This window comes from Burkholderia sp. AU6039 (genome assembly GCF_002223365.1).
Taxonomy (GTDB): domain Bacteria; phylum Pseudomonadota; class Gammaproteobacteria; order Burkholderiales; family Burkholderiaceae; genus Burkholderia.
Window position 1 is genome coordinate 1,234,540 of record NZ_NKFK01000003.1, and the last position, 13,072, is coordinate 1,247,611.

The following is a 13,072-nucleotide window of genomic DNA, read 5'->3' on the forward strand; positions in this document are numbered from 1 at the left end:
GTGAAAGGGGCGAAGCGCGTTACAGGGCGGCGTCGGACGCGGCGGGCGCCGTGCGGCGAGCGGTCGGTGCGTCGTCGCCGAGATCCCAGAAGAGGCCGGCCATCATCTGCAGCCCCTCGCTGACGACGCTCGCGAGCAGGTGCTCGTCCGGTGCGTGCTGCGAGCACGCCGGGTACGAGTGCGGCACCCACAGCGTCGGCAGCCCGAGCGTGTCGGCGAACACTTCGTTCGGCAGCGTGCCGCCGAGATTCGGCAGGATCGCGGGCTTCTTGCCGGTGGTCCGCGCGAGCGACGCGACGGCCCAGCGCACCCACGGATCGTCGGGCGGCACGCGCGTCGCCGGTGCGCCGCGTTCGACGTCGATCTCGATGTCGGCGAAGCCGTGTGCATCGAGGTGCGTGCGCAGATGCGCGTGCAGCGCCTCCCAGTCGGTGCCGACGACGAAGCGCAACTGGCAGTGCGCGTACGCGGCGGGCGGGATCGCGTTGACGGGGTGCTCGGGGTTGCCGGCCTTGAACGCGAGGATCTCGAACGTGTTCCAGCCGAACACGCGCTCGGGCGCGGTGAGGCCGGGCTCGCCCCAGTCGGCGTCGAGCGCCGGATCGCCGGGGCCGCCGCCGACGGAAAGATCGGCAAGCGCATCGCGCACGGCGGCCGGGATCGGCGGCGGACGCAGCCCCGCGACGCGAATCGCACCGCGCGCATCGACGAGGCTCGCGAGCGCATGGGCGAGCACGATCGCCGGATTGCGCAGCAGCCCGCCCCAGTTGCCGGAGTGATGCGCGCCGTCACGGGCGCGCAGGCTCAGCTTGAAATTGACCGAGCCGCGCGAGCCGAGGAATACCGTCGGGCGCGCGGCGGCGATGCGCGGGCCGTCGGAGGCGATCAGCACGTCGGCCGCGAGCGCGCCCCGCTCCTGGCGGCACAGTGCGTCGAGCCCCGGCGAACCCGTTTCCTCGCCCATCTCGATCAGCAGCTTCGCGTTGAAGCCGAGCCGGCCGCCGCGCGCGTCGAGCACGCTCGCCAGCGCGGCCAGGTTGATGGTGTGCTGCCCCTTGTTGTCGGCGCTGCCGCGGCCGTACCAGCGGTCGCCGTCGGCCGTCAGCGTCCACGGCGACAGCGGCGCTCGCCACTGCGCGTCGTAGCCGCGCACGACGTCGCCGTGGCCGTAGATCAGCACGGTCGGCAGCGCGTCGTCTTCGTGGCGCGAGGCGAGCAGGAACGGGCCGCCGCCGTCGACGGGATTGTCGACGATCCGCGACGTGAAGCCGAGGCGCGCGGCTTCGGGGGCGATCTCGTCGGTCAGGTAGGCGCGCAGCGCGGCTTCATTGCCGCTTTCCTGGCTTTCGGTGCGCAGGCCGACGCGGCGGCTCAGGGTCGTGAAGAACGCACCGGATTCGAACTGGTTCAGCGCGTGCTGGATGGCGGCGGTACGGCTCAAGTCGGGTCTCCTCTGACGGGTTCGCCGCACGCGCCGGATCGGGCATGCAGCGTGAAGTGCGATCGATTCTAGGAAGTCGTTTTTTTTGTCACAATGATCGAATTTCGAACCTTTCTTTGCCGAAAAGGCAAAGCGGCAAGCCCGGCAGACGGGCGGAGACAGAGCGATGGCGGCTTTCCTGCATGGCCTGGCGTTGCGGTATTTCGTCGAGGTGGCGCGCACCGGCTCGATCAGCGACGCGTCCGCGCGGCTGCACGTGGCCGTATCGGCGATCAGCCGCCAGATCGCGAAACTGGAGAGCGAGCTCGGCGCACCGCTGTTCGAGCGCCGGCCGCGCGGAATGGCGTTGTCGGAGGCCGGCGAGCGGCTGCTGGCGTTCGCGCAGCGCAGCCTGCTGGAGGCCGAGCACGTGATGAAGGACATCGGCGGGCTCGACGCGCTGCACGGCAGCCTGCTGAAGATCGCGTGCTCGGAAGGGTTCGCGATCGACTTCCTGCCCGGCACGCTGGCCAGCTTCAAGGCGCGCCATCCGGGTGTCGATTTCTCCGTATGGGTGGTGTCGCCGGCGGACGCGACGCGGCGTGTGCGCGACGGCGATGTGGACATCGCGTTGAGCTTCAGCCTCGCGCCGGAGAAGGGCGTGCGCGTCGATCACTCCGAGCGCGCGCCGATCTTCGCGCTGGTGCGGCACGACCATCCGCTCGCGACGCGGGAAGCCGTGTCGCTCGCCGATGTCGCGCGTCACCCGCACGTGCTGCCCGAGGCCGGCACGACGGTGCGCCAGCTGATCGACATCGCGTGCGCGCTCGACGGACTGCTGCTCGAGCCCGAACTGACGAGCAACAACACGGCGGCGATGTACGGTTACGCGCGCCGCACGGGCGCGGTGATGTTCACGGGGCTGCTGTCGGTGCGTGACCGCTGCGCCGCGGACGGCTTCGTCGTCGTGCCCGTGACGAACCCGCAGCTGCGCGAGCGCAGCATCCAGGTGCAGACGATGGCGGGGCGCGATCTGCCCGCGTCGGTTCGCGCATTCCGCGACCATCTGATCGACGCGATGCAGGCCGCGTCGGCGCCGCCGACTGCCGCGCGCGGCCGGAGAGGCCGGCCCGTGAGATAATCGTCAATCCGCCTTCCGTGCCCATGCGGCTCATCGAGCCGCATCGCCCCCGTTCGACGCCAAATTGAAGAACCTGATTGTCACCCTCGATCGCGCCGGCGAGTTCGACGAGATCATCGACGTGCGCACGCCGCTCGAGTTCGCCGAGGACCATATTCCCGGCGCGCTGAACGCGCCCGTGCTCAGCAACGAGGAGCGCGTGCTCGTCGGGACGATGTACCGCCAGGTGTCGCCGTACGAGGCGACCCGGGTCGGCGCGGCGATGGTCGCCCGCAACATCGCGCGCCATCTCGACACGACGTTCGCCGACCGTCCGCGCAACTGGCGGCCGCTGATCTATTGCTGGCGCGGCGGCAAGCGCTCGGGCTCGATGACGACCTGGTTCAACCTGATCGGCTGGAAGGCGCGCCAGCTCGACGGCGGCTACAAGTCGTACCGCCAATCGGTGTGCGCGACGCTCGACTCGCTGCCGACGCGCTTTCGCTACATCGCGCTCGTCGGCCATACGGGCTGCGGCAAGACGCGCCTGCTGAACGCACTGCGCGACGTGGGCGCGCAGACGCTGGATCTCGAGGCGCTTGCGTGCCATCGCGGTTCGTTGCTCGGCGCGCTGCCGGGCAAGCCGCAGCCGGCGCAGAAGGGGTTCGATTCGGGGCTCGTCGAAACACTCGGACGTTTCGACCCCGAATGGCCGGTGTTCGTCGAGTCGGAAAGCCGCCGGATCGGGCTCGTGCAGTTGCCGATCGCGTTGATCGAAGCGTTTCACGCGGGGCCGTGGGTGCATGTCGACGCGGCGCATGACGAGCGCATCGCATTTCTCCTCGACGATTACGCGCACCTGTTCGACGAACCGGATGCGTTCAAGGCGCAGCTCAATCGGCTGATCGGCCTGCACAGCCGCGAGCAGGTGACGCACTGGAAGGCGCTGATCGATGCGGACGCGCGGGCCGAACTGTTCACCGAACTGATCGACAAGCATTACGATCCGGCCTACGCACGGACCTACCGCGCGGCATACAACAAGCCGAACCGGGCGCTGACGTTCACGTTCCGGCCCAACGCCGCCGATGGGCGCGAGCAGGCGCGTGCGCTGCTGGCCCAGCTCGCACAGGCCGGGCTACCCGCATCGGCCGCGTTTGCTGCAGGCGCGACATTCGAAACTGACCAAAACCAATCGACCACCACACGATGACGACCACACGCACCCAACCCAATCCGGCCCTCGGCTGGATGACCTTTCTGCTGATCGCGGTCGCGGGACTGTTCTATGTGAAATGGTTTCCGTACTACAACAAGGCGTTCGTCGCCGCCGAGCACCATTCGATCGGCCAGTCGATCCTGATGGGCACGTCGGCGACCGCGCCCGAGCCGTCGCTGAAGGCCGCGCTCGACTACGCGTGGGCGTACGGCAAGGCGATCTGGCAGGCAATGGTGCTGGGCCTGCTGCTCGGTTCGGCCGTGCAGGCGCTGCTGCCCGCGCACTGGGTTGCGCGCGTGCTCGGCCGCACCGGCTTCGGCAGCGTTGCGGCAGGCGGCCTGCTGTCGCTGCCCGGCATGATGTGCACGTGCTGTGCGGCGCCGGTCGTCGCGGGGCTGCGTGCGCGCCATGCATCGCCGGGCGGCGCGGTCGCGTTCTGGCTCGGCAACACGGTGCTGAACCCGGCGGCGCTGGTGTTCATGGGCTTCGTGCTCGGCTGGCACTGGAGTGCGCTGCGCCTCGTGCTCGGCATCGCGATGGTGTTCGGGATCGGCTATTTGCTGAACCGTATCGCACGCCCTGAAGACCGCAGCATCGACGATGCGCAGCTCGCCGCGCTGGCGGCCGAGCAGGCCGCGGCCGGCAATCCGTTCGTTCGCTGGATGAAGCTGCTTGCGCGCATGGCCGTGCGGCTCGTGCCCGAATACATTGTGCTCGTGCTGCTGCTCGGCGCCGCGCGCGCGTGGCTGTTCCCGCATATCGGCCCGGACATCGGCAATCATCTCGGCTGGATCATTGCATTCGCGGTTGCGGGCATGCTCTTCGTGATCCCGACGGCCGGCGAGGTGCCGATCATCCAGGCGATGCTGTCGCTCGGCATGGGCGTCGGCCCGGCCGCCGCGCTGCTGATGACGCTGCCGCCGATCAGCGTGCCGTCGCTCGCGATGCTCGCGCGTTCGTTCAAGCCTTACATGCTGGCCATCGTCGCGACGCTCGTCGTCGTGTTCGGGATCGCGAGCGGCCTGCTCGCGGTCGCGCTCGGGTTCTGACGCGCGCAGGCGGCGCGCCAGCAGGGCGCAATCGTCGTATTCATCCGGCGCCGCCGTTTCACGCGTGCGGCGCCATTTACAAGAAGCAAACAGGAAAACGCATGACCCAACCGAAGATCCATCCTCGACTCGAAAAGGCGCTGACGCGCGGCGATCTCGCGATCCGCCAGGCCAATTCCGCGCGGGCGACTGCCGTGCTGAACGCACTCGGCACGATGATCATCGAGGCCTCCGCAACGATCGGCGTCGAGGCCAGCATCGACATTCCGCAGGGCGACCGCATTTACGATCCGGTCAACGGCCTGTGGCCGCAGAAAATGCTGGTGTCGTTCGACGGCCCGGTGGACGAAGCCGACAAGGAAGAGCTGCGCACGGTGTATCTGGTGGCCGACGATCCGGGCACGCAGTTCCGCGTCGAATGGCATCGCGCGGACGGCAAGCTCGGCCGCCAGGAAGGCGGCCCGCTCGCGACCGTCGCGTTCCTGACCGACGTCGAAATCCCGTGGAGCGACGACGACGAGTAAGGTCGTCGCAGGAAGCCGGCGCCCGTGCGCCGGCCGTCAGCGCATCATCCGCCGCCGGAACAGCCACGCGGACAGCAGGAATCCGCCGACCGCGTAACCGGCGAGCACCGCGACATGCAGTGCGACGTCGGTTGCCGGCCGGCCGAGCATCGCGGGCCGGATCAGCTCGACGGCATTCGCGAGCGGCAGCGCCTGCGCCGCGTGCTGTGCGATCGGCGGCAACTGCGTGATCGGGAAGAACACACCCGACAGCAGCAGCATCGGCGTCAGCACGAGCGTCTGATAAAACATGAAGAAATCGTAGGACGGCGCGAGCGCCGTGACGATCATCGCGATGCTGGCAAACGCGAGGCCTGCGAGCGCGATCACGGGCAGCGCCGCGAGCATCGACGGAAACTGCGCATAGCCGAGCGCCCCCGCGACGAGCATGATCGCGGCCCCCGACAGCATCGCCTTGCTGGCTCCCCAAACGATCTCGCCGAGCACGATGTCGCCGAGCGCGAGCGGCGTATGCATGATCGCTTCCCACGTGCGCTGCACGTGCATGCGCGAGAACCCCGAATACATCGACTCGAAGCTCGCGGACATCATCACGCTCGACCCGACCGTGCCGGCCGCGAGGAACGCGATATACGACACGCCGTCGACATGGCCGAGCATCAGCCCGAGCCCGAACCCCAGCCCGAACAGATAGATCATCGGATCGGCAAGATTGCCGAACATCGACGCGAGCGCGAGCTTGCGCCAGACGAGATAGTTGCGCCGCCAGACGGCGATCCAGTTGGTCGCGTTCGCGGGCATCGCGATCGCGAAGCGCGACACGCGCGGCGGTGCCGACGGTGCGGCGGTCGAATAGTTGCGGACATCCATGATCGATCAGTCCTGCATTTCGCGGCCGGTGAGCCGCAGGAACACATCTTCAAGATTGGCCGGGCGATGCAGATAGCGCAACCCCGTGCGACCCTTGAGTCGCGCGCTCAGCGGTTCCGGATCGCTCACGTAGCAGAACAGCGTCTCGCCGCTGATCTCGGTGTGCTTCGCGAACGCCGACAGCTCGTCACGCAGCGTGGCCGGATCGGGCCCGTAGATCTCGATCACGTCGCAGCCGATCTCCGATTCGATCAGCGCGTGCGGCGCGCCTTCGGCGATCTTGCGGCCTTCCTCGATCACGCACAGGCGGTCGCACAGGCGCTCGGCTTCTTCCATGAAGTGCGTGGTGATCAAGATCGTCTTGCCGCGCGCGAGCAGCGAGCGCAGCCGCTCCCACATCAGGTGACGCGCTTGCGGGTCGAGGCCCGTCGTCGGTTCGTCGAGCACCAGCACGTCGGGATCGTTGACGAGCGCGCGCGCGAGCGTCAGGCGGCGCTTCATGCCGCCCGACAGCTCGCCGACCTTCGCATCGGCCTTGTTCTCGAGCTTCGCGAATTCGAGCAGCGGCTTCACGAGTGCATGCGCGGCCTGCGCCGACATGCCGAAGTAGCGGCTGAAGACGAGCAGGTTCTCGCGCACGGTGAAGTCGGGGTCGAGATTGTCGAACTGCGGGACGACTCCGACGCGCTGGCGCGCATGCCGTGCACGCGATGGAACCGGTTCGCCGCAGAGCGAAATGGTGCCTGCATCGGGATGCGTGAGGCCGAGCAGCATTTTCAGCGTGGTGGTCTTGCCGGCGCCGTTCGGCCCGAGCAGGCCGTAGCATTCGCCGGCCTGGACGGTGAAGGACAGGCCGTTGACGACGAGCTTGTCGCCATAGTGCTTCTCGACGTTCCGGAAATCGATCGGTGCAACGGACATGGGCATGTTGTCGTTGTAGGCGGCGCGGAAGCGTTCCGCTGCCGGATGCGTGGCCGGTTGACGAACCGATCGGACGATTGCGTGTCACACGGGCATGACCGAAGCGCACGACGCCGGCGCCGGATGGCCCGCTGGAGTACGAACGGGCCATTCTAGTGCATCGGCTGCGTCTCTTCAGGGCATGCCTGCACGGTGCGATGCATGGTCGCACCGATCGTGCACTGCATCATCGCGCACGAGCCGAGCGGGGCGAATCAGCGTTTTCCATCCCTTGCGTCCTGAATTGCGGCGCACCATGATGAATGCGTAGGCTCGGTGTTGTGACAGGGAGGTTTCATGGCTAGCTACAACAAGATTTTGCTGTGTTACGACGGCACGCTCGAAGGACGCAAGGCACTGCGTTGCGGCGCCAATCTCGCGATGGACCTGAAGGCCGAGACGCATTTGCTGTCGGTGGTCGACATGCGATCGAGCATTGCACAGAGCGCGGGTCTGCTGACCGACGTCGCGTGCGGTCGGTTCGAGGAAACCGCGCGTGAAATCCTGCAGGAAGGGGTGAACTGGCTGCGCGAGCGCGGCGTGCAGGCCGAAGGCCATTTCGCGTTCGGCTATCCGATCGACGAAATCGCGAATCTCGCGACGGAGCTGAAGGCCGACCTCGTCGTCGTCGGCCATCGGTGCCGTAGCGGGTTGTCCAGATGGTGGATGGGGTCGGGCAACACGCAACTGCTCGATCGCGTGAACTGCAGCATTCTGGTTGCGTGTTCGTCGGCGCAGGAGCAGAAGGAAGAAATCGCGCGGGAGCGTGAAGCGGCCACGGCGAACGGCAAATGATCCAATGATTCGATGACTGCCTGACCGGCGAATCGCGCCGGTCGGGCGTCGTGCCGCGTCCGTGGGGCGGGCGCTGACCGCGGCCACTCAAGACCGCTCAAGCGTGCAGGTCGATCGCGGACAACTTCCACGAGAACAGGCCGAAGCGGTGGAATATCGCCGCATAGCGCGTGCCATTGGCACTGCGCTGGTAGGTCACGACGAATTCATCGATATTCCGGTAACCGGCGCTGGTTTGCTGCTGGTGCGGCACATGCGTTGCCTCGACCGGGCTGGCCGGTGCGGCAGCGGCGGATGGCGGCGATGACGCAGCGGTAGCGGCCGTGTTGCTACCCGGAGCGGCTGCGCTTGCCGGAGGAGCCGGATTGGCCGCCGGCGCCGCCGGCGTATTGCTGCCTGGCGGCAGATTCGACCATTCGGGTGGACGCTCTCCTGGATTGCCACGCGGTGGCAATCCGCTCATCAGCGCGGCTACGCCTTCCGGGGTCGCGTACGCATCGACCAGCGGGCCGATCAGTGCCGACCCGATCAGCGCGCCGATCACCGCGAACGGATTGTTCTTCTTCACCGCGTCGATCCGGCGCATCAACTCTTCCGTGATCTGCTGCTTCAGGCTGATGCGCAGCGACGGGAAATCGACATATTCACTGATGGCCTGCGCATCGCGCGCATCGATCGCCGATTTCAGGCGACCGAGCGCGACGTACGGCGACGCGTAGGCATAGCCGATCGCCGCAACGATGGCGACGGCCATCACGACGATCAGCACGGGTTTGAGCCGCCATGCGCGGCCCGAAGATCCGGTCACGTTGCCTCCGGTGCGGGGATGTTCCGCAATCAGAGACCGCCTGGCGTGGCCGATCGTTCCTCTGCAATGCAGCGATCGATCATCCGGCACACGGCATCGATCGTGCCGACCATGATCAGGCGCGAACGGCCGTGATAGACGCGCACCGGTGCACGGCGCGCGGGTTCGGCGTGATTCAGGCCGGCGTTCAGCGATACCCGCGCGAAAGCGGGGAGCGCCGACGGCAGCAGGGACGCCTGCCGTTCGACTGCGACTTCTTCTTGCACGGGCGCGGCCGCGGACAGCGGTGCGCAGGGCGTGCGGCCGCGCAGGTGACGCAGGCGGCCGAATTGACGGAAAGGCAGCAGACGGGCAAGGCGTTCCATGATGTTCTCCTCAGCGAGACGGAATGTCAGAGTTCGCCCGAGCGAATCAGCCCGACGGCGATGCCTTCCAGCGCGAATTCCGCGCTGCCGGCCTTGACGAAGATGTTTTCGTAATCGGGGTTCTCCGCGATCAGCTCGAGACCGCCAGGCCGGCGCATCAGGCGCTTGACCGTGACGTCGTCGCCGAGACGCGCGACGATGATCTGGCCGTCCTTTGCTTCCGTGCGCTTCTGCACGGCGAGGAGGTCGCCGTCGAGGATGCCGGCGTCGCGCATCGACAGGCCGCGCACTTTCAGCAGGTAATCGGGCTTGCTGGAGAACAGCGCGGGATCGCACGCGTAATGCTGCGAGATGTGCTCCTGCGCAAGGATCGGGCTACCGGCCGCGACGCGGCCGACGAGCGGCAGCGACAACTGCATCAGGGCGGCGTGCGGCAGCGTGAACTGGTGCGGGGCATCGTCGATGCCGAGCAGGCGGATGCCGCGCGACGCGCCGGCGGCCAGCTCGATCACACCCTTGCGCGCGAGTGCGCGCAGGTGCTCCTCGGCCGCATTCGGCGAACTGAAGCCCAGTTCGGCCGCGATCTCGGCACGGGTGGGCGGGAATCCGGAGCGCTCGATCGCGCGACGGATCAAGTCGAACACTTGCTGCTGACGGGCGGTGAGTTTGGTCATGGCTCAACTGTATGGATAGACAGTGAGCTGTATTTTTATACAGTAGTCCGCGAATTTCAAGTGTTACGTGAGGTTCGACGCGATCGCGCCGGTTCCGACGCGATTTCACGACGCCCGGACGCCGGTTCATCTGCCACAACCGTCCATCCCGTCTGCGTTAGCACTTTTGAGTATTAAAAAATAAGGAACGATTATTTTTAATCATGTAACCCGTTCGTTAGACTGGCCCGACATCGCAATACCGACAACACTGGAGAACCAAGGATGGGCAAGCGCAATACGGGGCTGGTGGGCGGAGTGGGCCGCCTGATCGCAACACTCGCGCTGGGCGCGGCGGCGGCGCTGGGCGTCGCGACGCACGCACAGGCCGATACGACCTTCCTGAACGTGTCGTACGACCCGACGCGCGAGCTGTATCAGGACTTCAACCAGGCGTTCGGCAAGGAGTGGAAGGCGAAGACGGGCGAGACCGTCAACTTCAAGCAGTCGCACGGCGGTTCGGGCGCGCAGGCGCGCTCGGTGCTCGACGGCCTGCAGGCCGACGTCGTCACGCTGGCGCTTGCGTACGACATCGATGCGCTCGCGAACAAGGGGCTCGTCAACAAGGACTGGCAGAAGCGCCTGCCCGACAACGCGTCGCCGTACACGTCGACGATCGTGTTCCTGGTGCGCAAGGGCAATCCGAAGGGGATCAAGGACTGGGACGACCTGACCAAGCCGGGCATCTCGATCGTCACGCCGAATCCGAAGACGTCGGGCGGCGCGCGCTGGAACTACCTGGCCGCATGGGCGTATGCGGTGCACAAGCCGGGCGGCAACGAGCAGACGGCGAAGGAATTCGTCACGAAGCTCTACAAGAACGCAGGCGTGCTCGATTCGGGCGCGCGCGGCGCGACCACGAGCTTCGTGCAGCGCGGGATCGGCGACGTGCTGATCGCATGGGAAAACGAGGCATTCCTGTCGGTCAAGGAGTTCGGCACCGACAAGTTCGAGATCGTCGTGCCGTCGGTGAGCATCCTGGCCGAGCCGCCCGTCGCGGTGGTGGACAAGGTGGTCGACAAGAAGGGCACGCGCAAGCTGGCCGATGCGTACCTGAACTTCCTGTACAGCCCGCAGGGCCAGGAGATCGCGGCGCGCAACTACTACCGGCCGCGTTCGAAGAACGTGCCGGCGGAGCTGACGAAGCAGTTCCCGAAGCTGAAGCTGTACACGGTCGACGATACCTTCGGCGGCTGGACGAATGCGCAGAAGACGCATTTTGCGGACGGCGGCGTGTTCGATTCGATCTACAAGCCGCAGTAACGCCATAACGACAGCGGCGCGCCACGATAGCGCGCCGCATCCCCGACGGGCCGCCGGCGCGATTCACTGCGCCGGCGTTTGCGTCGGACCCGTGAGCAGCATCGACCCAGCAAGAGCATCCGATGACGACGTACACCTTTCGCAAGCCGAGCGCGCTGCCCGGTTTCGGCGTGACGCTAGGCATCACGGTGGCCTATTTGAGCCTCGTGGTGCTGATACCGCTCGCCGCCACGTTCCTGAAGACCGCGACGCTGTCGTGGGACCAGTTCGTCACCGCCGTCACGTCGCCGCGCGTGCTCGCGTCGTACCGGCTGACGTTCTCCGCCGCGCTCGGCGGCGCGCTGATCAACGCCGTGTTCGGCTTTCTTGTCGCCTGGGTTCTGGTGCGCTACACGTTTCCGTTCAAGCGCCTCGTCGATGCGGTCGTCGATTTGCCGTTTGCACTCCCGACGTCGGTCGCCGGCATTTCGCTCGCGGCCGTTTACGCGACCAACGGCTGGGTCGGCCAGTATCTCGCGCCGCTCGGCATCAAGATCGCGTTCACGCCGGCCGGCGTGCTGGTCGCGCTGACCTTCATCGGGCTGCCGTTCGTCGTGCGCACGGTGCAGCCGGTGCTCGAGGATTTCGAGCGCGAGCAGGAGGAGGCCGCCGCATGCCTCGGCGCGTCGCGCTGGCTGACGTTCCGCCGCGTCGTGCTGCCGGCCGTGCTGCCGGCGCTCCTCACCGGTTTCGCGCTCGCGTTCGCACGCGCGCTCGGCGAATACGGCTCGGTGATCTTCATCGCCGGCAACGTGCCGATGAAATCCGAGATCACGTCGCTGCTCATCATCACCAAGCTCGAGCAGTACGACTACGCGGGCGCGACCGCGCTGGCGGTCGTGATGCTGGTCGTGTCGTTCCTGATGCTGCTGCTGATCAACACGCTGCAGTGGTATCTGCAGCGTCGTACGAGCAAGGGCGCGAGCGGCCCGGCGCCCGCCACCGTCGCCGTAGCAGCAGGAGGCCAGCAATGAGCCAGGAGGCCACCGTCGTGCTGAAAACCCCGTCGCCGGCCGCGCGTGCCACGAAGCGGCTCGACCCCGTCAGCGAGTCGCGCGTCGTGCGCTGGCTGCTCACGGGCATCGCGCTGGCGTTCCTCGCGTTTTTCCTCGTCGTGCCGCTCGCCGCGGTGTTCGTCGAGGCGCTGCGCAAGGGCGTCGGCTTCTATTTCGAATCGCTGGCCGATCCCGATGCGTGGTCGGCGATCAAGCTGACACTGACCGTCGCCGTGATCGCGGTGCCGTTGAACCTCGTGTTCGGCGTGTGCGCATCGTGGGCGATCGCGAAGTTCGAATTCCGCGGCAAGGCGCTGCTGACGACGCTGATCGACCTGCCGTTCTCGGTGTCGCCGGTGATCTCGGGCCTCGTGTACGTGCTGCTGTTCGGCGCGCAGGGCTGGTTCGGGCCGTGGCTGCAGGATCACGACGTGCAGATCATTTTCGCGGTGCCGGGCATCGTGCTCGCGACGATCTTCGTCACGTTCCCGTTCGTCGCGCGCGAGCTGATTCCGCTGATGCAGGCGCAAGGCACCGACGAGGAAGAAGCCGCGCGCGTGCTCGGCGCGTCGGGCTGGCAGATCTTCCGTCGCGTGACGCTGCCGAACGTGAGGTGGGGCCTGCTGTACGGCGTGATCCTGTGCAATGCGCGCGCGATGGGCGAGTTCGGCGCGGTGTCGGTCGTGTCCGGCCACATCCGCGGCGTGACCGACACGATGCCGCTGCACGTGGAGATCCTGTACAACGAATACAACTTCGCGGCGGCGTTCGCGGTGGCGTCGGTGCTGGCACTGCTCGCGCTCGTCACGCTCGCGCTGAAGCTGCTCGCCGAGCGTCATCTGGCGGCCGAACTGGCCGACGCGCACGACGCCGTTCCCGCACATGCCGGCCCCGTCGGCGCCGTTTCGTCGAAATCGTAAAGAGGCAACCAG

General features: G+C 67.0%; 14 protein-coding genes. 8 read left to right on the forward strand and 6 right to left on the reverse strand.

The annotated features are described in order from the left end of the window. Positions 1 to 19: 19 nt before the first annotated feature. Positions 20 to 1,441 (reverse strand): M20 family metallopeptidase, encoded by a 1,422-nt coding sequence (locus CFB39_RS08455; protein ID WP_089472715.1) that lies wholly within the window; start codon positions 1,439 to 1,441, stop codon positions 20 to 22. A 166-nt stretch (positions 1,442 to 1,607) separates the two neighbouring features. Here CFB39_RS08455 and CFB39_RS08460 point away from each other — a divergent pair, with 166 nt between their 5' ends. From CFB39_RS08460 to CFB39_RS08475, 4 genes are all read left to right on the forward strand, one after another. After that, a complete protein-coding gene (locus CFB39_RS08460) occupies positions 1,608 to 2,561 on the forward strand; it encodes a LysR family transcriptional regulator (protein WP_089472716.1) in 954 nt (317 codons plus the stop codon). A gap of 64 nt (positions 2,562 to 2,625) precedes the next feature. Next, a complete protein-coding gene (gene mnmH / locus CFB39_RS08465; RefSeq protein WP_089472717.1) occupies positions 2,626 to 3,753 on the forward strand; it encodes a tRNA 2-selenouridine(34) synthase MnmH in 1,128 nt (375 codons plus the stop codon). Next, entirely contained in the window at positions 3,750 to 4,808 is a 1,059-nt protein-coding gene (locus tag CFB39_RS08470) for a permease (protein ID WP_089472718.1), read from the forward strand. The genes mnmH and CFB39_RS08470 overlap by 4 nt, the downstream gene beginning before the upstream one ends. Before the next feature lie 101 nt (positions 4,809 to 4,909). Beyond that, positions 4,910 to 5,332, forward strand: a complete 423-nt coding sequence (locus CFB39_RS08475) for a hypothetical protein (protein ID WP_034174145.1) — start codon at positions 4,910 to 4,912, stop codon at positions 5,330 to 5,332. 36 nt (positions 5,333 to 5,368) lie between these two features. On the opposite strand, the gene CFB39_RS08480 is transcribed toward CFB39_RS08475, so the two are convergent. Both CFB39_RS08480 and nodI read right to left on the reverse strand, forming a co-directional pair. After that, positions 5,369 to 6,202, reverse strand: a complete 834-nt coding sequence (locus CFB39_RS08480; protein WP_089472719.1) for an ABC transporter permease — start codon at positions 6,200 to 6,202, stop codon at positions 5,369 to 5,371. Between the two features lie 6 nt (positions 6,203 to 6,208). After that, entirely contained in the window at positions 6,209 to 7,123 is a 915-nt protein-coding gene (nodI, locus tag CFB39_RS08485) for a nodulation factor ABC transporter ATP-binding protein NodI (RefSeq protein WP_244115410.1), read from the reverse strand. Between the two features lie 336 nt (positions 7,124 to 7,459). Between nodI and CFB39_RS08490 the strand changes: the two genes are divergently transcribed. Continuing rightward, positions 7,460 to 7,957, forward strand: a complete 498-nt coding sequence (locus tag CFB39_RS08490) for a universal stress protein (RefSeq protein ID WP_039358765.1) — start codon at positions 7,460 to 7,462, stop codon at positions 7,955 to 7,957. Between the two features lie 97 nt (positions 7,958 to 8,054). Here the strand turns inward: CFB39_RS08490 and CFB39_RS08495 are convergent, their stop codons facing one another. The 3 genes from CFB39_RS08495 to lexA are packed head-to-tail and all read right to left on the reverse strand — an operon-like array spanning position 8,055 to position 9,804. Beyond that, on the reverse strand, positions 8,055 to 8,765 hold the full coding sequence (locus tag CFB39_RS08495; protein ID WP_089472720.1) for a DUF2939 domain-containing protein: 711 nt from the start codon (positions 8,763 to 8,765) through the stop codon (positions 8,055 to 8,057). 29 nt (positions 8,766 to 8,794) lie between these two features. After that, positions 8,795 to 9,130 carry a hypothetical protein gene (locus tag CFB39_RS08500; protein ID WP_006476078.1) on the reverse strand — a complete coding sequence of 112 codons (336 nt, stop codon included), beginning with the start codon at positions 9,128 to 9,130 and terminating at the stop codon, positions 8,795 to 8,797. A 26-nt stretch (positions 9,131 to 9,156) separates the two neighbouring features. Continuing rightward, on the reverse strand, positions 9,157 to 9,804 hold the full coding sequence (gene lexA / locus CFB39_RS08505; protein ID WP_089425347.1) for a transcriptional repressor LexA: 648 nt from the start codon (positions 9,802 to 9,804) through the stop codon (positions 9,157 to 9,159). A 264-nt stretch (positions 9,805 to 10,068) separates the two neighbouring features. Between lexA and CFB39_RS08510 the strand changes: the two genes are divergently transcribed. The 3 genes from CFB39_RS08510 to cysW all read left to right on the forward strand — a co-directional run bounded on the left by CFB39_RS08510 (position 10,069) and on the right by cysW (position 13,060). Beyond that, entirely contained in the window at positions 10,069 to 11,106 is a 1,038-nt protein-coding gene (locus tag CFB39_RS08510; protein ID WP_011351893.1) for a sulfate ABC transporter substrate-binding protein, read from the forward strand. 122 nt (positions 11,107 to 11,228) lie between these two features. Beyond that, positions 11,229 to 12,119, forward strand: a complete 891-nt coding sequence (cysT, locus tag CFB39_RS08515; protein WP_089425348.1) for a sulfate ABC transporter permease subunit CysT — start codon at positions 11,229 to 11,231, stop codon at positions 12,117 to 12,119. Continuing rightward, complete coding sequence (gene cysW, locus CFB39_RS08520; RefSeq protein ID WP_089472721.1) at positions 12,116 to 13,060, forward strand: sulfate ABC transporter permease subunit CysW; 945 nt, start codon at positions 12,116 to 12,118, stop codon at positions 13,058 to 13,060. The genes cysT and cysW overlap by 4 nt, the downstream gene beginning before the upstream one ends. The last annotated feature ends 12 nt before the right edge of the window (positions 13,061 to 13,072 follow it).

Bases quoted from the DNA above. Each gene is read 5' to 3' on its own strand.
- CFB39_RS08460 (WP_089472716.1), top strand. From the start codon at position 1,608: ATGGCGGCTTTCCTGCATGGCCTGGCGTTGCGGTATTTCGTCGAGGTG.
- CFB39_RS08470 (WP_089472718.1), top strand. From the start codon at position 3,750: ATGACGACCACACGCACCCAACCCAATCCGGCCCTCGGCTGGATGACC.
- CFB39_RS08475 (WP_034174145.1), top strand. From the start codon at position 4,910: ATGACCCAACCGAAGATCCATCCTCGACTCGAAAAGGCGCTGACGCGC.
- CFB39_RS08480 (WP_089472719.1), bottom strand. From the start codon at position 6,202: ATGGATGTCCGCAACTATTCGACCGCCGCACCGTCGGCACCGCCGCGC.
- nodI (WP_244115410.1), bottom strand. From the start codon at position 7,123: ATGTCCGTTGCACCGATCGATTTCCGGAACGTCGAGAAGCACTATGGC.
- CFB39_RS08490 (WP_039358765.1), top strand. From the start codon at position 7,460: ATGGCTAGCTACAACAAGATTTTGCTGTGTTACGACGGCACGCTCGAA.
- CFB39_RS08500 (WP_006476078.1), bottom strand. From the start codon at position 9,130: ATGGAACGCCTTGCCCGTCTGCTGCCTTTCCGTCAATTCGGCCGCCTG.
- lexA (WP_089425347.1), bottom strand. From the start codon at position 9,804: ATGACCAAACTCACCGCCCGTCAGCAGCAAGTGTTCGACTTGATCCGT.
- CFB39_RS08510 (WP_011351893.1), top strand. From the start codon at position 10,069: ATGGGCAAGCGCAATACGGGGCTGGTGGGCGGAGTGGGCCGCCTGATC.
- cysT (WP_089425348.1), top strand. From the start codon at position 11,229: ATGACGACGTACACCTTTCGCAAGCCGAGCGCGCTGCCCGGTTTCGGC.
- cysW (WP_089472721.1), top strand. From the start codon at position 12,116: ATGAGCCAGGAGGCCACCGTCGTGCTGAAAACCCCGTCGCCGGCCGCG.